Source organism: Ehrlichia muris AS145 (assembly GCF_000508225.1).
Taxonomy (GTDB): domain Bacteria; phylum Pseudomonadota; class Alphaproteobacteria; order Rickettsiales; family Anaplasmataceae; genus Ehrlichia; species Ehrlichia muris.
Genome location: NC_023063.1, coordinates 559,880 through 579,365, shown reverse-complemented (window position 1 = coordinate 579,365; position 19,486 = coordinate 559,880). Strand labels below are relative to the sequence as shown.

At 28.4% G+C, this 19,486-nt stretch carries 14 protein-coding genes; 6 read left to right on the top strand and 8 right to left on the bottom strand.

The window, feature by feature from the left end; genetic code table 11:
* Positions 1-284 precede the first annotated feature (284 nt).
* The 4 genes from gltX (at position 285) to MR76_RS02180 (ending at position 5,833) form a co-directional block, all read left to right on the top strand.
* Positions 285-1,694 (top strand): glutamate--tRNA ligase, encoded by a 1,410-nt coding sequence (gene gltX / locus MR76_RS02190; RefSeq protein ID WP_024072064.1) that lies wholly within the window; start codon positions 285-287, stop codon positions 1,692-1,694.
* Between the two features lie 670 nt (positions 1,695-2,364).
* Positions 2,365-3,816: a DUF3023 domain-containing protein gene (locus tag MR76_RS02185; RefSeq protein ID WP_024072063.1), complete on the top strand. Its 1,452-nt coding sequence runs from the start codon at positions 2,365-2,367 to the stop codon at positions 3,814-3,816.
* 198 nt (positions 3,817-4,014) lie between these two features.
* Entirely contained in the window at positions 4,015-4,146 is a 132-nt protein-coding gene (locus MR76_RS04975; protein ID WP_268744741.1) for a hypothetical protein, read from the top strand.
* Positions 4,147-5,221: 1,075 nt separating this feature from the next.
* Positions 5,222-5,833: a DUF3023 domain-containing protein gene (locus MR76_RS02180; protein ID WP_052327676.1), complete on the top strand. Its 612-nt coding sequence runs from the start codon at positions 5,222-5,224 to the stop codon at positions 5,831-5,833.
* A 112-nt stretch (positions 5,834-5,945) separates the two neighbouring features.
* Here the strand turns inward: MR76_RS02180 and nuoE are convergent, their stop codons facing one another.
* The 6 genes from nuoE to gyrB all read right to left on the bottom strand — a co-directional run bounded on the left by nuoE (position 5,946) and on the right by gyrB (position 14,258).
* Positions 5,946-6,491, bottom strand: a complete 546-nt coding sequence (gene nuoE / locus MR76_RS02175) for an NADH-quinone oxidoreductase subunit NuoE (protein WP_024072060.1) — start codon at positions 6,489-6,491, stop codon at positions 5,946-5,948.
* A gap of 6 nt (positions 6,492-6,497) precedes the next feature.
* On the bottom strand, positions 6,498-7,679 hold the full coding sequence (locus MR76_RS02170; protein ID WP_024072059.1) for an NADH-quinone oxidoreductase subunit D: 1,182 nt from the start codon (positions 7,677-7,679) through the stop codon (positions 6,498-6,500).
* A gap of 573 nt (positions 7,680-8,252) precedes the next feature.
* A complete protein-coding gene (gene nuoH / locus MR76_RS02165; protein WP_024072058.1) occupies positions 8,253-9,353 on the bottom strand; it encodes an NADH-quinone oxidoreductase subunit NuoH in 1,101 nt (366 codons plus the stop codon).
* A gap of 6 nt (positions 9,354-9,359) precedes the next feature.
* Complete coding sequence (gene nuoG, locus MR76_RS02160; RefSeq protein ID WP_024072057.1) at positions 9,360-11,414, bottom strand: NADH-quinone oxidoreductase subunit NuoG; 2,055 nt, start codon at positions 11,412-11,414, stop codon at positions 9,360-9,362.
* A gap of 9 nt (positions 11,415-11,423) precedes the next feature.
* Positions 11,424-11,642: a hypothetical protein gene (locus MR76_RS02155; RefSeq protein ID WP_024072056.1), complete on the bottom strand. Its 219-nt coding sequence runs from the start codon at positions 11,640-11,642 to the stop codon at positions 11,424-11,426.
* Positions 11,643-11,861: 219 nt separating this feature from the next.
* Entirely contained in the window at positions 11,862-14,258 is a 2,397-nt protein-coding gene (gene gyrB, locus MR76_RS02150; protein WP_024072055.1) for a DNA topoisomerase (ATP-hydrolyzing) subunit B, read from the bottom strand.
* Between the two features lie 318 nt (positions 14,259-14,576).
* Here gyrB and MR76_RS02145 point away from each other — a divergent pair, with 318 nt between their 5' ends.
* Both MR76_RS02145 and truA read left to right on the top strand, forming a co-directional pair.
* Positions 14,577-15,473 carry an aspartate carbamoyltransferase catalytic subunit gene (locus tag MR76_RS02145; RefSeq protein ID WP_024072054.1) on the top strand — a complete coding sequence of 299 codons (897 nt, stop codon included), beginning with the start codon at positions 14,577-14,579 and terminating at the stop codon, positions 15,471-15,473.
* A 10-nt stretch (positions 15,474-15,483) separates the two neighbouring features.
* The gene (gene truA, locus MR76_RS02140) at positions 15,484-16,221 is read left to right on the top strand and encodes a tRNA pseudouridine(38-40) synthase TruA (protein WP_024072053.1); all 738 of its coding nucleotides are present in this window, start codon (positions 15,484-15,486) and stop codon (positions 16,219-16,221) included.
* A gap of 1,032 nt (positions 16,222-17,253) precedes the next feature.
* Here truA and MR76_RS02135 read toward each other — a convergent pair.
* Both MR76_RS02135 and MR76_RS02130 read right to left on the bottom strand, forming a co-directional pair.
* On the bottom strand, positions 17,254-17,655 hold the full coding sequence (locus MR76_RS02135) for an outer membrane protein assembly factor BamE (RefSeq protein ID WP_024072052.1): 402 nt from the start codon (positions 17,653-17,655) through the stop codon (positions 17,254-17,256).
* Between the two features lie 142 nt (positions 17,656-17,797).
* Positions 17,798-19,333, bottom strand: coding sequence for a lysine--tRNA ligase (locus tag MR76_RS02130; protein ID WP_024072051.1), 1,536 nt, complete (start codon positions 19,331-19,333; stop codon positions 17,798-17,800).
* Positions 19,334-19,486 lie beyond the last annotated feature (153 nt).

Sequence of the window (19,486 nt, the reverse complement as noted above, 5' to 3'; positions counted from 1 at the left end):
TAATTAGAATTATTATAAGATTAAAAATATTGTATTACTTCCCTGCCTTTAAAATTGATCAATTTAGACATTGCAATAATTCTAGTATCATTAGGTTTATACTGCACACTTCTTCTTATAGTAAATACAACAACATGATATAACCAACTTTAAAAAGCTACAATCTACGAATAGTATAGATACAATTCAAGATACTTACTTTGTCATATGTATCTGCACATAATTACTTTACAAAAACATTGAAATATAAAACAATTCTACTCTTTATAAGGTTCTTTGTTTTTATGTCACATAACGTAATAACTCGATTTGCTCCATCACCAACTGGACATCTACATTTAGGAAGTGCAAGAACAGCTTTGTTTAATTGGTTATATGCTAAATGTAATAATGGTAAATTTTTATTACGTATTGAAGACACTGATAAGAAAAGATCATCTCAAGAACTTATAGACTCCATTATTAACGCAATGTCTTGGTTAAAGATTTCATATGATGGAGAAATGATATTACAATCAAAAAATATATCCAGGCATGTTGAAATTGCAAATCAACTAATATTAAATAATAAAGCATATTATTGTTATTGTTCTGAAGAAGACATAAGTAAAGAAAAAGAAGAATTTAGTAAAAAAGGTTTGTATTACAAACACAATTGCATATGGAAAAATAAAAATCCACCAAGTAATAATCTCACTAGAGTTATTAGATTAAAAAGTCCTGCTGACGGTATGACATCATTTAATGATAAAGTATATGGTAACATTACAGTAAATAATACACAGTTAGACGATATGATTTTATTACGTTCTGATAATACCCCAACCTATCTTCTATCTGTAGTTGTAGATGATCATGATATGAACATTACTCACATTATTAGAGGAACAGATCATTTAACGAATACAGCACGTCAATTATTAATATATAACGCATTAGAATGGAATCCACCTAAATTTGCTCATATTCCATTGATACATGATGAAAATGGCAATAAGTTATCTAAAAGACAACAAGCAATTGGCATACATGAATATAAGAACTTAGGTATATTACCAGATGCAATATTTAATTACTTATTAAGAATGGGATGGAGTCATAAAAATGATGAAATTATTACTGTAGATCAAGCAATAAGGTTGTTTTCTATAGAGGGCATCGGACAATCTCCAGCAAGACTAGATAATAAAAAGCTTGAATTTCTAAATAATCATTACATTAATATAACTGAGGATAAAGTAATTCTTAATATGATCATTCCAATCATAGAAGAAAAAATAGGATATACAATAAATGACGTAAAAAAAGGATATTTATTAAAAGGGTTAAATGAATTAAAGAAAAGGACAAAAAGTTTAGTAAATTTAGCCAATGAGTCCTTATTTTATGTTGAAGATATCCCAATTTCTATTGACCAAGAATCTAGCATTACTATAAAGGATTACAAGCATATATTTTCCATTTTATATGACGAATTATCAAAAATTTCAGAATATGAATGGAATAACGGTGTATTAACATCAACAATAAAAAATATCTCACAAAATTTGAATATCAAAATTAGTACTATCTATCATTGCTTGCGTGCATCTATTATTGGAAGAATGAATGCACCAAGTATTATTGGAATTATGATTAATTTTGAACAAAAAGAATGTTTGCAACGCATAAAGTATGTGCAAAACATAAAGTAACTTTTTCATTCTACCATTAGTAAAAAGCAATTCAAAATTTTTAAACACTAGTGTATAGTTAAAAAAAAAACTTCATAACTATCATGAAATAAATGTATAATTACATCAGAATATCCTGCAATCTTAGTGTAATGCAAAAAATGGAATCATCAAAAGATATAACAGTAATATTATTAACAACAAAATCAACGATATTAGCAGTATAATAAAGAAAGGTTTTCAATTTATGTACTACTAAATATGCTAGATGAAAATACATAAAAAAAAGATGAAAGTAATAATATCACTTACAAAAAAATTATAACGATACTAATTATCATAAATCTAAAAATAGTTTTATAAATATGATAAGCTATTAAAATGATATATCATTAATAATGAAAAATATAATAAGAAAAATTTCTTCATGATGCTGTAGTCCTTTTTTTTAGCAAAACGTTAAAAATAATAAAAGGAAGCAAGGAAAAGCATATAATTACTAAGATGTAAACAGCATTTTTACTAGATCTTTATCATAATAAAAATATACAAATTAGCTTAAACACGCAGACTTTAATAGAAATAATATATTAATATAATAATTATAATAGCTGAAATAATAATAATTTATTGACTATACAACTATTATGATATATTATTAGATAATATGTGTTATTTTAGTGGTGTGTAGATGTTTTCGAAATTACAACAAGTATTCAAAGGCAAGGGTGAAAGTTCTTCTGGACAACAAAGTGATAAAAAAAGCACAGAAGGTACTATAGATAATGAACCAGGTGGGGCTACTGGAGGAGGAGTCTCATCACCCATTCTAGGAGGTTCAAGACATTGCAGAATATCTGCAGGTACAGATCTACATCATATACTAGAACAGTTGGACTTTGAAGAAAAGAAAGCTGAAGCCGAGTTATGTAAACTTGTGTGCAGCGCAACTAGGTCAGCGCTGAGGGTAGAAGATGTCACGTGTATAGGTAATACTCCTAAACCAGGAGAAGGTTTAGTAATATATACTGATAGAAAAAATGCTGATCATACAGACAAAGTATTACCAGAAGGATTATCTCTATTCTTAGTAAGGTGTACAATATCAAATCCTTATCTTAAAAGTAATACAATTGTCGAAAATGCTTACCCTATAGAACAAAGTGGTATTACGGAATGTATGGTATATTGCCTAGTACAACCTGAGAATATTACAGATTTTATACGCAGCTGTAGAAATACAAGAAAAAGTAGGGATTTTAACCCATTTTTTCATTGTGTAGTTACCTGTACTATTATGTGTTCAGGATTTGATCTCACTCATGTACCTTTTTCTATTGAAGAGCAGAAACTTAAGAAATGTTTACAACATCATAATCCACAATATATATACTCTCAAGAAGCTGAAAGACAGAAACAACGTGAACTACAGAATGTTGAACTTGCAAGATCACATGTAAAATGCTCACAACAGTCATCAAGACTTTCTGTCCTGTGCGACTTAGATAATATAGAACAACAATCTAACATAGAATTATGTAAGTCTCTAGCATGCATGACTTCATCGCAAATGCGTATAAAAAGAAAAACATGTATAGGTCATACCGTAGATAACAAGTTACACATATATCATTCCGCAATTTTGCATGCTAAAAATAAAGTATTACCACAAGGAAATAGTATATTCGTAGTAAAAGCTACAGTGCCAACTTCTGTTATTATACCTCATACTTGTTTAGATACTGCTGCACAAGAATATGGTGCGGCAGAGACAAATATTCTCATATACTGCTTTGTACATGGTTCGAGTATTACCAATTTTAGATGTGAATGTAATAACTTAAGAAAAAGATCACACCCATTACGTAGTTGTAGTATTTTATTTTCTGAGGTGTATAGCTCAAAATACAAGTCATTACCTAGTAATGCTGAGGAAGGTAAATTGAGGAGATATTTAGGAGCAGCAGGTATCGTAGATGATATTATATATCACAACACAAGAGAAGAAGAAGTAATACAGCAGCAGAGCGGAGACGTTGGGATATCTTCATCTTCAAGCAGTGAAGATAGTATGATGATGGCCTCTACCTCTTTAGGAGATGTTAGTGTTAGACATAAGCAGTACAGTATGAGTAGAAAATAAACAAATATAAGTAAGTAATACTATACCTTAGCAGAATTCAATAGGGGCTTGCATTAATAGTATAATGCAAGTAGTATTTTGTTAATTAAGTATATGTTTAACAAGCATATCATGCTAATGGTGTTATTTACTGATATTAAAATCATAAAGTTCATGTATGATGAATGTTAAATGATCTATAATAGTCAATTTACAAGTATGTATATAGAAAAGGAATCAAAAAAATCTGTCATCGATACTTATACAAAAAAAGCAGATAATATTTCTTTTTATATGAAAAAATGTTATTGTATAGGTAAAAATACCCCAGAAGATGGTAATACTTTATAAATATATCTTTCAAAGCTTAGAACAAAAAAAGTACTACTAATATGAAAATGTTCTGCTATAACTCAGTATTAAATATACTTGATGCAATAAAATAGTTTACAATATAAAAAACTTTCATCATCAAGGAAGTAACATATAGCTTTAATTAAAAGGTAATTTTTTACCTTTATTGAAATCATGTTTTAATTTACTTTAATAAAAAATCATAGTTGTTTGTACTTAATTTTCCAAATTATCACATAAAAAGGATTATAAGAATATATTTATCCTTTAGTAGCATTATTTGAAAGAAAAATACATTAATTTATCTTATCATGATAAATGGTATTGTTAAAACTGCCTACAAACAATTGCACTATCAGGACATACAACTTTATGTTCCTATTATTGAAGAAAAAATGTAGTGATTTTTTTAGCTAATAAATTCTAAGGAATATAAGTTTTATGTAAAGACCATATAACCAATAAGTATATGAAAATAGTAGAAGGAACACACGTGTTTTATTATACAGATCAGTAATTTTAATGATATTAGAAATATTCTATTTTATGTGAACTTTGCTTATTTAAGATTTTATATAGAGAATATCCAATAAAGCAATAAAAGTATACTAGCATCTATGTAATACAAATCTATATTAAAAAAAAAGAATAAATTTACTGAAGATTCTTTATATTTTTTAGTAGATGATATAAAAACCTTATATCCTGTAAAAACAAGGTAATAAAAATTAGTTTACTAAGTTAGATACAGAGTCTTATTATTTGAAATGATGATATAAACCAGATACAAAAATCTATTGTTTACTATGCCGTGTGCTAGGGATTAATCCATAGAACTCTTTAGGATAAATTATTAGAAATATATGATAATGATCAATTTGTCAGTAGATTTAAAATGCTGTTATTGAAATATGTTATATGTAATAAGAAAAATAAGTAAAAAATACAAAATTTTATTTTATATCAAAAATAAATTCATATTAATTAAAATACTAGTATATAATATATATTTATTACTATATAATTATTTTTATCTATTATTTTTAATAAACAACTTAATAAGTTTATTATTATGCAAAATGAAAAATATGAAGATCAAGAAACAATAAAAAAATTTGTCAATCAACACTTATGTAGAAAAGCAGATAATCTTTCCTTTTTATATGAAAAATGTTATTGTATAGGAAATACCACAGAAAATGATAATACCTTACAAATATATCTTTCAAAGACTTATAAAAGTAAAAAAAAAATAATTCCATGTGGGAATTCCCTGTTTGTACTAAGTATTAAGTATCCTATTGATGCAACAGCACAATTACAATATTCTCACTTTCTAACACTGTCACAGAGTGCAATGCAACAAAGCTATATAAATGCAAAAATTTATGTTTTTGTAAAAGAATGTAATCTTAGGAAATTTATTAGTAATATATTAAATAATAATAAACCATTGTCTAATATTATACCATCTGAGTACGGGAATGTTATATATACAATACTATATAATAATGATTTTTTTGAACACTTTAATGAACATAATGCTTTAAGTACAACTTCAACAATGATTTCAACAGTTACAGAATGTCCTACTCTTAAATTTATACCTAAAGCTAGTATTGTATCGAGATCACTGAGCTATGTAACATGTATTTCACAAAGCAATGGATCATTGATTCTTTAACAATAACTCATTGAGTATACAGATTAGACATCTTCATTGGCATTATAATATTTATATAATAATTAGAATTAAGGATTTATTATACTTGAAATATAATAAAATTGAAAATATATTAATCTGAAATTAAAGTTTCTTTTCTTTGTATTTCCATTAATATATCCTTAATTTTATCAGAAGTTAATTTTTCATAATAATCATCATTGATTTGTACAATAGGAGCATTAATACAAGCACCTAAGCATTCTACTTCTTTTAAAGTAAATAAATTATCACTTGTTGTTTCTCCAATATCTATATTAAGTAATTCTTTGCATGATCTTAAAATATCATCACTACCACATAACCAACAAGGAGTTGTCCTGCATATTTGTATTAAATATTTACCAATAGGAGATAAATTATACATAGAATAAAACCTTGCTACCTCTAATACATGTATTTGCTGCATATCTAAGAAATCTGCTATATAACTAATAGCAGATAATGGAATAAATCCACCACATTGTTTTTGGGCAATATGTAATAAAGCCATTACAGCACTAGACTTCCTATCATGAGGGTACTTGTTAATTATATCATTTGCATATTTTAGATTTTTCTTATTAAATTTAAATTCTTCAGTACAAGTTGTGTTGCTATTTTTCCGTATATTAGACATTACTTATTACCTATCTATCTCTCCGAATACTATATCTAAAGATCCAATTATAGCTGTTAGATCGGCTAACATATGACCTCTTGCTATCATATCTATCGCTTGCAAATGAGCAAATCCAGGAGCTCTAATTCTACATCGATACGGTTTATTCGTTCCATCAGATACTATGTATACACCAAATTCACCCTTTGGAGCTTCAACAGCTATATAAGTTTCCCCTACTGGAACACTATAGCCTTCTGAATATAATTTAAAATGATGTATTAATGCTTCCATAGATTCTTTCATTTCTGACCTTTTTGGTGGAGCAATTTTTCTATCATCTGTTTTTACTGGACCACTTGGAAGACGATCTAAGCATTGTTCAAGTAATTTTATCGACTGTCTGATTTCTGCCATTCTTACTAAGTAACGATCATAACAATCTCCTCTTTCTCCAATAGGAACTTCAAATTCTAAATCTTCATATATTTCATAAGGTTGGCTTTTACGTAAGTCCCAAGGAATGCCACAAGCCCTTAACATTGGCCCGGAAAAACCCCAATCTAAGGCCTGTTCTTTTGATACAACACCAATATCAACATTACGTTGTTTCCAAATCCTATTTTCAGTTAATAAATCTTCAATATCATCTATAAACTTAGGAAAAGTTTTAATGAATTTAAATATATCATCAATTAAATCATCTGGTATATCAGCTGCTACGCCTCCAGGACGAATATAAGCAGAATGAAATCTTGCACCTGATGCTCTCTCATAAAAACCTAAAATTTTCTCTCTTTCTTCAAACATCCATAATAAAGGCGTCATAGCACCTATATCCAACGCTTGACTTGATATATTCAATAAGTGATTCAATATTCTAGTTAATTCACAAAAAATAACACGTAAATACTTTGCTCTAATTGGTATTTCACACTTTAACAATTTTTCCACACATAAAGAATAAGCATGTTCTTGAGACATTGGAGATACATAATCAAGGCGATCAAAATATGGTAAAGCTTGTAAATACGTTTTATACTCTATTAACTTTTCTGTCCCTCTATGTAATAACCCGATATGTGGATCTATCCTTTCTATTACTTCACCACCCATTTCTAAAACTAAACGCATTACACCATGAGCTGCTGGGTGTTGAGGACCGAAATTTAAAGTCATTGGTGTAATCTTGACTTGATCAGACATTTACTAAAATTACCAAGTATATAACCATAAATTATGTAAGCACACGCATGACATGTCAAGAACAAGCTTTAATATAGCAGTTTTATATTACATAAGTAAATGTAAAAAATAACTTTACTATATGGAAAAATATATGAAAGCAATTATACATCTTTTTACCTTATTAGCTGTTGGAATAACACCTATAATGTATGTTGTGCTAATACTGCTTAATTCTTGAATGATTTGTAACCCAGTTGCTTTTTTTCATAAGTATAGCATTCGGTTTCCAATGATTTGCTAAGTTTATTATTTCTTGTTTTAATTGTTGATACTCTAGTTTTACTTTATACACTTCTAATAAGAAGCAGCAGTTGTTTGTGTAAGACCATGTTGTACATACACTACAATTACTTTTCTTGTTAGAAGAAGTTCTGTATCACAACTTTGATATTGCTATCTTCATTGCTATAGGAACTATATCTTTGAACCCATATGTATTTTATTATTCTATTGGTAAATGAATCGAATTTTGTTGACATTGAGCTGCAAATGCATATGATCCAAGGTCCAATTTAATTCTCTATATAAAATCTATTCATGCATACGCAACATGTATTGATTACCTACATTAGGTAATGAATCCGTATATACCAGAATACCTGAGACTAATACTACCCACAGCAAAGATATAGGTAAAAATACTTTCCATCCCAATCTCATCAACTGATCATAACGATATCTAGGGATAGTAGCACGAATCCATATAAAGCAAAATAGTAAAACCACTATCTTCAATATAAACCATACAATTCCAGGAATTATATATAAAAAGCTAATGTTTAAAGGTGGATACCACCCACCAAAAAAAAATATTACTGCCATTGCATTAATTAATATCATATTTGCATATTCCCCTAAAAAAAACAATGCAAATGGCATAGATGAATATTCAACATTATATCCAGATACTAATTCTGACTCTGCTTCTGGCAAATCAAAAGGATGTCTATTAGTTTCAGCTAAGGCTGAAATAAAGAAAATACATGCCATCGGCAATAACAATAAATCTATCCAATAAGGCATATTATGTCGTGCTACAACTATCTCTCCTAATTTTAGTGATCCAGTTGCTAATAATACTGTGACTATAGTTAACCCTATAGATACCTCATATGATATCATCTGTGATGCAGATCTGATTGCACCTAAAAAAGCATAATTAGAGTTACTTGACCACCCAGCTATTATAATTCCATAAACTCCAAGAGAAGAAATAGCTAAAATATATAATACCCCAATATTTATATTAGCAATAGCATTAGGTATTATTACCTCATACCCATCATTCACTATTACATCAGCACCAAATGGAATCACAGCCCATCCTAACAAAGCTAAAGTAAAAGTAATGATTGGAGCAATAAAAAAGCATATATTATTTGACTTAAAAGGAATAATATGTTCCTTAATAATAAGCTTTACAGCATCAGCAAAAGGCTGTAATAAACCAAAAGGTCCAACAACATTGGGACCTTGCCTTAGCTGTATTGCTGCAATAACTTTGCGTTCCATATACACTAGATAAGCAACAGATACCATAACTGAAATTATTACCGTCATGATTTTTATAAATAACGCAATACCACTACTTATATAACTGAAAAAATCCAAAAAAACATTATAATAACTCATACTTACCTAATATTTATTTGCAAAAGCTTTTACACAATCTGCCATTATAATAGATGCCCGACTAATTGGATTTGTCATATAAAAATTAAAATCTTTATTAATAAATACACTATCCTTTTCCAAACTAATACTTTCATCAATTGAAGTCCACTTATTAGGAACCAAATTCCCAATATTTTCTTCACGAAATTGCTCTCCTAACCTGGACAATTTATCTCTAATACAATCCAAACTATCATATTGCATATTAATTTTTAAATATCTTGATAACTCCTTAATAATTAACCAATCTTCCTTCGCTATACCAGGAGGAAAAACAGCTATATTTGTTCTTTGTACTCTACCTTCAGTATTAACATAAGTTGCATTTTTTTCAGTATATGCTGCACCAGGTAATATTACATCTGCAATTTGAGCACCTCTATCTCCATGATGTCCCTGATATATAATAAAAGAAGATTCAGAAGGAGAAATTTCTACTTCATCTGCACCTAGTAAATATAAAACCTCTATTTCACCAGAACTTATGCCATTAATTATATTAGATATTATATTAGTATTAGAATTAGGAACAAACCCAACATCCAAAGCACCTACTCTAGCAGCAACTTTGTGTAAAACATTAAATCCATTCCAATCATTTCTTAACATGCCAAATTTTTCTGCAATTTTAGCAGCTAATGTAAATATAGAATTACCATTCTCACCAATTAGAGCATCTTGCCCTATTATTAACATAGGATTTTTTGCATACTTTAACATCTCAGAAAAAGAAGGTACCCTTTCATGTAAGATATCATCTAATACTAAACAATTATTCCCTAAATTTTCTACTTTATAGTTAAAATTATTACATAAACCTAAACTCGCAACCTTAAATCCTCCTTGTAAATACCTCTTACGCAGTCTTGCATTAATTATAGGTGCTTCAAGTCTTATATTTGTATTAATCAATAAACACAAATCTGCACTTTCTATATTAGATATACCAGTATTAAACACATACAAAGCTCTGCTATTAGTAGGTATTATTGATCCATCTTGTCTACATTCTATATTAGGACTACCTAATTCATGCATAAGTTCCTTTAGCAGCAACATAGATTCACAATCTGCTAAATCTCCAGCAATTGCTGCAATTTTATTTCCAGAAGTACTACTAATTTTCTTGGCAATCATATTAAATGCTTCTTCCCATGTTGCAGGTAATAGACGTCCATTCTTTCTTATATATGGTTTATCTAACCTTTGTAATTTTAAACCATCATATGAAAAACGTGCTTTATCTGATATCCATTCCTCATTTATATCTTCATTTAATCTAGGCAATACCCTCATTATTTCTAGACCACGTGTATCAACTCTAATATTACTGCATACAGCATCTAATACATCTATTGTCTCACAATGACGTAATTCCCAAGATCTAGCTTTAAATGCATAAGGTTTTGAAGTTAACGCACCAACTGGACAAAGATCTATTATATTACCAGATAGCTCTGAGGTAATACACTTAGAAATATATGTATCTATCTCCATATTTTCACCACGACCAATCGTACCTAATTCATAACTACCAGCAACATCTGATAAAAACCTAACACATCTAGTACAATGTATACATCTAGTCATTGTGTTTTCTATCAATGGCCCAAAATTCTTCTTTTTTACAGCACGTTTTCTTTCTTCATATCTGCTTTTACCTCTACCATATAGCATGGTTTGATCTTGTAAGTCACATTCTCCACCTTGATCACAGATTGGACAATCTAAAGGATGATTAATTAATAAAAATTCTAGTACTCCTTCCCTAGCTTTTTGTATCTTGTCAGTATTAGTTTTAACTATCATACCCTCTGCAACAGGCATTGCACAAGAAGCTGCAGGTTTAGGTGGACCACCAACAATTTCTACTAAACACATTCTACAATTACCTGCTATAGCAAGCCTTTCATGATAACAGAACCTTGGTATCTGTATTCCAGCAATTTCACAAGCCTGAAGTACAGTCATACCCTCTTCAACTTCTATTTCTAAAGAATCTATAACTAGTTTAACCACGCACTACCTTTACATGTTAGCCCATTCTATAGTATTACCGCTATTATCCTGCACTAAATCACCATTATCATATTGACCTGCAATAAAAATTTTGCCTAACTCTCTATTAATATATTTAACTGGTTTTACAACTTTACCATTATACATTTTTTGAGCTGTGCCTTTTTTCCTCTGTAATGGATTATTCTTACTTGCTGTTTTTGCAACCTTAACCCCTTTCTTAGCCATAATACCCCCATAGCTATAAAATCATGAAGTAATAGCATATTTTATCATTTAAGTTTCCAACGTCAATAAATTATAATAGTTACAATCATCTAATGATTTGTTGTTTTAATTTTTTACTTTTATAAAAATAGTATACCTTATCAATTCATATAGAATTATAAATAGTAGTACAAACTACATTACTGAAATATCAATAACTTTTTATTATTATTTATGTAATTACACATCAATATTTTGTACATTTAAAGCATTATTATTGATAAAATTACGTCTTGGTTCTACAAAATCACCCATAAGTACTGAAAATATTGAATCAGCAGCTTCACAATCAGCTATTTTAATCTTAAGTAGTGTTCTTGTCTCAGGATTTAGTGTAGTATCCCATAACTGATCTGCATTCATCTCACCTAAACCCTTAAACCTTTGTAAGGTCATATCCTTTTTACCAAATTCAATAATATTATCCACTAAAGAAGTAGGTGAATTTATTTTTATATTATTGTCTTTTGTAGATAAAATAGGCGTATTAGAAAAAATATCCTCAATTTCATTACACATATTGATAACATGCTGAATATCTTCTGAATTCATTATTGTACTATCAATATAGTACTTATCAACCAACCCATGGGATAACCTGAAAATACTTATCTCATCTTTTTTAGGTATTTCAACACTCCACTCATATTCACAAAAAACCTTGTTCAAATGATTAGATATCGCACTAGCAGAATCAAAATTATACCTCTTAAAGAAAATAATTAACGATTCTAAAACATTCTGAGGAATTATCCTATCATAAGACTTTGTTATTTTACTAATATTCATACATTGATGTAAAACTTTATACAGACTACTACCAGAATAACTTTTGGTTCCAGTAAGAGTTAAGTCTTTTATCGCGTTACTAATTATATAATCATGCAGCATATCATCGTTTTTTATATAAAACTCTTTCTTATGTTTTGTAACCTTATAAAGTGGAGGCTGTGCAATATATAAATAGCCTTTCTCTATTATCTCACGCATATAACGAAAAAAGAATGTCAACAATAAAGTTCTAATATGTGATCCGTCAACATCTGCATCTGTCATAATGATAACTTTGTGATAACGTACTTTTTCAATATCAAAATCTTCAGTACCAATATTACTACCTATTGCTGTAATTAATGATGCAATTTCTGCTGATGATAATATGCGATCTAAACTTGCACGTTCTACATTTAATATCTTTCCTTTCAAAGATAATACAGCTTGAGAACGCCTATCACGTCCTTGCTTTGCAGAACCACCTGCAGAATTACCTTCTACAATGAACAACTCAGATAATTCCGGAGATTTCTCCTGACAATCTGCTAATTTTCCTGGTAAAATGGTAAAATCAAAACCATTTTTACTTTTTATTAAATCTCTTGCTCTGCGAGCAGCTTCCCTTCCTTTGGCAGATCTAATTATTCTTTCTAGAATACTAGTGGCTAATTTAGGATTATTTTCAAAAATATTTGTAAGCTTTTCATATACTATATTTTCTACAGCTGTCCTAGCTTCAGAACTGACTAATTTATCTTTAGTTTGAGATGAAAATTTAGGATCAGGTAATTTTATTGATAACACACAAGTCAAGCCTTCTCTTACATCTTCTCCCAAAATACTCACTTTTGCTTTTTTCAAGAAACCTTCATTTACAGCATAATTATTAATACAACGCGTCATAGCTGATCTAAATCCTGCAAGATGAGTTCCTCCATCTTTTTGTCTTATATTATTTGTAAAGCATAGCATATTTTCATAATAAGAATCATTCCAATGCATTGACAATTCTAAGCTGATTCCATGTTCAAGCACAATACCTTCTATATGAACAATTTTAGTCACAGCAGTCTTATTACGATCAAGATATTTTACAAATGCAGACGTTCCTCTATCTTCTGTATCACTAATTTTCGAAATATCTTTAAAACCAAAAGATGAACTTAATACTTGAGTGCCTCTCAAATCCTTTAGGTTTATATTAATATTAGAATTAAGGAATGACAGCTCTCTGATACGATTTTCTAGTGTTGAATAACTAAAATTGACAGATGAAAAAATATTTTTAGACGGCAAAAAAGTAATTTTAGTACCTTTTTTAGTTATATTTTCACCAACTATAGATAATGGTTTTACAGCTACTCCATCTTCAAAACGCACAAAATACTCTTTACCATTACGCCATATAGTTAACTCCAACCAACTTGAAAGAGCATTTACAACTGATACTCCAACACCATGAAGCCCACCTGATACCTTATAAGTATTGTGATCAAATTTACCACCAGCATGCAATTGTGTCATAATCACCTCAGCAGCAGATATACCTTCAGCTTCATGCATATCTACAGGTATACCTCTACCATTATCTATAACAGAAACAGACCCATCACTTTGAATTGCAATATCTATTTTATTACAAAAACCAGCAAGTGCTTCGTCTATAGAGTTATCAATAACCTCATATACCATATGATGTAAGCCAGATCCATCATCAGTATCTCCAATATACATACCTGGTCTTTTCCTGACTGCATCAAGACCTTTTAAAACAGTAATGGAACTTGCATTATAATCATCCATAGCAATATTATACTTAATTAAGTGACGATGTATTATATACTGTAGAAAATTTTAGACAAAGTAAAAAAAGTCTTTAATTATAAGTTTAATGTATTATAACAAACACATATAATATATTTTAAGTAATAATGTTAACTAATAAAATTAAAAATCCTTAATCTAAAATTATCAAATAATTAATTAAATTAATATACTGCTATTCAACTCATGTTATAAAAACAACTTGAACATCAAATTGTAGAAAAATTTCATATAAATCTTATAAATAACATGTATAAAATATAATTCAATTAACAATATTTTAAAAATAGGAATTTAATGAAGACATTGCTAGAAATAAGTCATCTAACATCTAATGATGTAGAATCCATTTTTAACCTTACAATGCAATATTTCAATAATAAAAATCTTAACCCCAATATTCTAAATGGAAAAGTTATCATTAACCTATTCTTTGAAAGCTCAACACGTACTCTATCTTCTTTCAAAATTGCAGAAAAATCACTAGGTGCACATTCAATCACTTTAAATATTAATACATCATCTATAAATAAAGGAGAAAGCATTATAGATACTATTTTAAATATAAATGCAATGAATCCTGATCTAATTGTTATAAGGTCACAATATAGTCAATTTATCAAAAAAATATCTGAATATTTACCAAACTGTTCTATAATAAATGCTGGAGATGGACATCATGAACATCCGACACAAGCGCTAATAGATTATTGTACTATACGTTATATAAAAAAAGATATTAATAATTTAAATATATCTATATGTGGAGATATATTACATAGTAGAGTTGCAAGATCAAATATAAGGTTATTATCTAGATATGGAGCTAATATAGCTTTAGTTGCTCCTACAACATTATCATGCAATTTGAAAGGTGTATCACACATATATCACAATCTAATCAAAGGAATATGCAATGCAGATGTTATAATGCTATTAAGATTACAAAAAGAACGTATTATTAATTCCGTTATTCCTTCAGAAACAGAATACTCTCATTTATATATGCTAAATAATGAAAAATTACTGTTATATGCAAAAAAGGACGTTATAGTCATGCATCCAGGTCCAACAAACAAAGGAATAGAAATTTCTAATAACACAGCAGAAAAAAATTCCGTAATTCTATTACAAGTAAAGATGGGTGTTGCAGTACGTAAAGCCATATTACATTATTTATTATGCAACAACTAAATGAACAATAATGCGATATAAAATTGTTATAGAATATAATGGTTCTAATTTTATTGGATGGCAAAAACAAAAACATTTATCAAATTCCATTCAAGAAATTCTTGAAAAAGCAATATTCGAATTCTCACAACAACACACTACAGTATATGTTGCAGGAAGAACTGATGCTGGTGTACATGCTTTAGGACAAGTAGCACATTTTGACCTCACAAGAGACTTTGATACATATGTAGTAAGAAATGCAATAAATCATCACTTAGTACCTCACGCGATCGCTATATTAAGCGTAGAAAAAACAGATGATAAATTCCATGCAAGGTTCTCAGCAAAAAAACGTCATTACTTATACAGAATAATAAATCGTTATTCACCTCTAACAATAGATCACAATCGTGCATGGCTTATACATAATCCTTTGAATATTGAAAATATGATACAAGCTATCGAATATATAAAAGGTAATCATGATTTTTCTAGTTTTAGAGCAAGACATTGTCAATCCAAAAGTCCAGTAAAAACAATAGATGATTTACAAATTATTCATAATAACCAATCCATCAATATTCATATTTCTGCTATATCATTCTTACATCACCAAGTACGTATTATTATAGGTACACTAGTAGAATGTGGAAAAAATAACTTCCCACCAGAACACACAAAGAATATCTTGGAAGCAAAAAATAGGTCTTGTGCTGGTATGACAGCACCACCATATGGTTTATATTTTGTAAAAGTAGATTACTAAAATTCTATATAACACAAAAAATATACTTTCAGAAGAAACTAAATCTAGATATAAAAACTCATTCATAATTCTTAAGTAAAACAGTAAAGTAAATATAAATAATTAAAGTGAATATTTAAGTAATGATTAGAAATATACATTTACGTATTATAAGAATAATATTCAAATCATATTGTACAAAAAAACTACCAAAAGTTATAAAATTTGCTAATAGTTTTTAAATTAAATAATAATATAAATACAGATAGTTAAATAGGATATTTAAGGATAATCTACATTTTTAACTATTACAAAAATTTATAGATGTATGGTATTATTAACTCACACATAAGCAATACATAGAAAAAGGTATTTATTCAAATTACTTATCTTAGTTAGATGATTTCTAATTTTTCTGCTGCCTAGTTATTGCATTTTATAATACATAAAATTCTTAATATTAAATAGTAAATTGCTTTTAGCATGTAGAAAAATATTAAAATGGATATATCACTGAAAGGTATACTTTATATATATAACCAATATTTATAATATATTAAACTTGACAATAATGCACTCCTGTAGTTCTGTACATGAAAACTTTAAATCATTATGATAATTTATAAATTTTTTATTGCTCCAAATAATACTATTGCTTTAGATCTGATACAAGTAAGAACTGAGCTAAAATTGGGTTATAAATTCATCACGTTACAGCACTAATGTAACAAATAAATTTTTTCTTTACAAGCAAGAGTAATTGTAAAATTTATATGTAATATATGAACCTTGTAATGTATTATTAAATTGATTATCTTCAGTTAATACTAGATTTAAAATAAAAAACATGCAAATTGTAAAATACAACAGATAATTTTTAGCTTTTTTTTTAGTATACTACTTTTTTTATAAATATTATCATTAGAAATATTCACTAAGTAATATGTAATTTACTGTAAATACTCATAGACGATATACACCAAAAATCAGGTGCGTATCCCTGATACATTGAAATATAGGATTACGTAATAGAGATATAAAATACCACTATTGTTATTTTAATTTATTATCAAATTTACGAAGCAAACTATCATGTATACCAGTAACTGATGTATTCTTCATTGACAACTTTGTTAAATTTTTCCTATCTACTTTAATATTTTGTACGTCTATAACCTTATCGGTCTGAGAATCAAAAGTTAATTTTAAAACAAGAGATTCATATTCTTTTGCTGAAAAAAAACGTTTCTTATAAATGCTATAAGCAACATAATACCATACATTTTCTTCAATAACGCATGGATCACCTATACGCTGTATAACCTGACTACTTAAATCCCCAATTTTTATATTATTCCATAAATTAACCTCTGAAGCAGGATAGCCATGATGAATAACTATAGTACCACAACTACTTAATAAAAATAAAGCTATACAAATAACTCTAGTTAGCATAACATCTCAAAAATAAATATCCTGTAAGCTATCACAATTTCATTAATTGGTCAATTTCATAAATCATATATTTTTAAATCTATTACTCAAAATAAAAATACTGTATTTTATAAAAAACTTTTCTTTCTGCATACTCTTTTATCTATCTTTTTAACGCTTGATCAATTAGATCTACAGTATTATTTACTCCATATAATTTTATAAAAGATCCAAGTCTTGGACCATGACTCTGTCCTAACAAAATTTCATAAAAACTTTGAAAACAAGATCGCAAATCATTAAAACAATATTTTTTCATTAAAGAAAATACATTACTTTGTATTTCCTCAGGCGTAATATTTTCTGGAAAATCATTAAGCATATTCCTTAATTCATCTAATATAATTCTTTCATCGTGATCCGGAATTTTATAAATTTTATGTGGTTTAACAAAATCATGATAATATTTAACCGAAAAATCTACTAATTGAGATAATATTTTATTATCCTGTAAATCATTATTACCTTTATAATTCTTGATAAATCCCCATAGTACTTCGCTATTTTCAGCATTACACGCTGATGCTAAATTCAATAATAAAGAAAAACTTAATCCAAAAATATCAATTAACGGTACATTTCCATTATGAATATGCCATACAGGATTATCACAACTAACATTATTATGATAATCGTCTACCAGATATAAATAATCATCCATAGAACGCGGTATAACATCAAAATATAGCTTTTTTGCCTTTTTAGGATTTTGTAATATGTACAATGCTAAACTTTCAGCAGGAGCATACGACAACCAATCTTCTATTGATATACCATTACCTTTTGATTTTGAAATTTTTCTACCTTCTTTATCAAGAAATAATTCATAACAAAATAAAACAGGAGGAGTACTACCTAAAATTTCACATATCTTGCTAGACAATTCTGCAGACGGTTGTAAATCTTTACCATATGCTTCATATTTTATATTAAGTGCTGACCACCTCATCCCCCAATCTGGTTTCCATTGTAATTTACATGTTCCACCTGTAACTGGAATTTGAACAATTTCTCCATCCTCATCTTTGTAAGAAATAGTACCTAACGCAATATCAATATCAATAATAGGCACTTGCAATACTTTTGAAGTTTTAGGACATATTGGCAAAAATGGACTATAAGTCTTTTGTCTTTCACCACCCAATGTAGGTAACATAACATCCATCACTTCATCATAATTTTTTAGTAGCAAAAGTAATTTTTCGTCGTATAAACCATTTCTATAACACTCCGTTGCACTTTTAAATTCATATTCAAAATTAAATAAATCAAGAAATTTACATAACAACATATTCATATGGTGTCCATAACTCTTACAAGCACAGAAAGGATCTGGTATCATAGTCAAAGGTTTGCCCAAATGAGCAGCTATCATATCCTTATTCGGAATATTATCAGGTATTTTTCGCAATCCATCCATATCATCCGACACAACTATAATTTTTGTTGTAATATTAGGACAGATTTTACGCAGTGCATTCATTATTGCTGTAGTACGTAATACTTCCCCAAAAGTACCAATATGAGGAAGCCCTGAAGGACCATATCCAGTTTCAAAAATAATTTCCGTGTTCTCTCCAAACTTTTTTAATATTTTTTCTGCTTCTTGAAATGGCCAAAATTTGTATTGTCCCATCATAATATATTAAACTGATAGCTTATAATCCACCTATCTATAACACAAAATGCATAAAGTAGCAAAATATATAGCAGGCTACATAAATATACAAAACAAAATTAGCCAACAGAGTTTATAATAATCGTTTTAAAATACCCTACAAATTTATTTACT

Excerpts from the sequence above, each read along its gene's own strand:
- MR76_RS02155 (WP_024072056.1), bottom strand. The coding sequence starts at position 11,642 with ATGGCTAAGAAAGGGGTTAAGGTTGCAAAAACAGCAAGTAAGAATAAT.
- MR76_RS04975 (WP_268744741.1), top strand. The coding sequence starts at position 4,015 with ATGTATATAGAAAAGGAATCAAAAAAATCTGTCATCGATACTTATACA.
- truA (WP_024072053.1), top strand. The coding sequence starts at position 15,484 with ATGCGATATAAAATTGTTATAGAATATAATGGTTCTAATTTTATTGGA.
- nuoH (WP_024072058.1), bottom strand. The coding sequence starts at position 9,353 with ATGAGTTATTATAATGTTTTTTTGGATTTTTTCAGTTATATAAGTAGT.
- gyrB (WP_024072055.1), bottom strand. The coding sequence starts at position 14,258 with ATGGATGATTATAATGCAAGTTCCATTACTGTTTTAAAAGGTCTTGAT.
- MR76_RS02135 (WP_024072052.1), bottom strand. The coding sequence starts at position 17,655 with ATGCTAACTAGAGTTATTTGTATAGCTTTATTTTTATTAAGTAGTTGT.
- MR76_RS02180 (WP_052327676.1), top strand. The coding sequence starts at position 5,222 with ATGCAAAATGAAAAATATGAAGATCAAGAAACAATAAAAAAATTTGTC.
- nuoE (WP_024072060.1), bottom strand. The coding sequence starts at position 6,491 with ATGTCTAATATACGGAAAAATAGCAACACAACTTGTACTGAAGAATTT.
- gltX (WP_024072064.1), top strand. The coding sequence starts at position 285 with ATGTCACATAACGTAATAACTCGATTTGCTCCATCACCAACTGGACAT.
- MR76_RS02130 (WP_024072051.1), bottom strand. The coding sequence starts at position 19,333 with ATGATGGGACAATACAAATTTTGGCCATTTCAAGAAGCAGAAAAAATA.
- MR76_RS02185 (WP_024072063.1), top strand. The coding sequence starts at position 2,365 with ATGTTTTCGAAATTACAACAAGTATTCAAAGGCAAGGGTGAAAGTTCT.
- MR76_RS02170 (WP_024072059.1), bottom strand. The coding sequence starts at position 7,679 with ATGTCTGATCAAGTCAAGATTACACCAATGACTTTAAATTTCGGTCCT.
- MR76_RS02145 (WP_024072054.1), top strand. The coding sequence starts at position 14,577 with ATGAAGACATTGCTAGAAATAAGTCATCTAACATCTAATGATGTAGAA.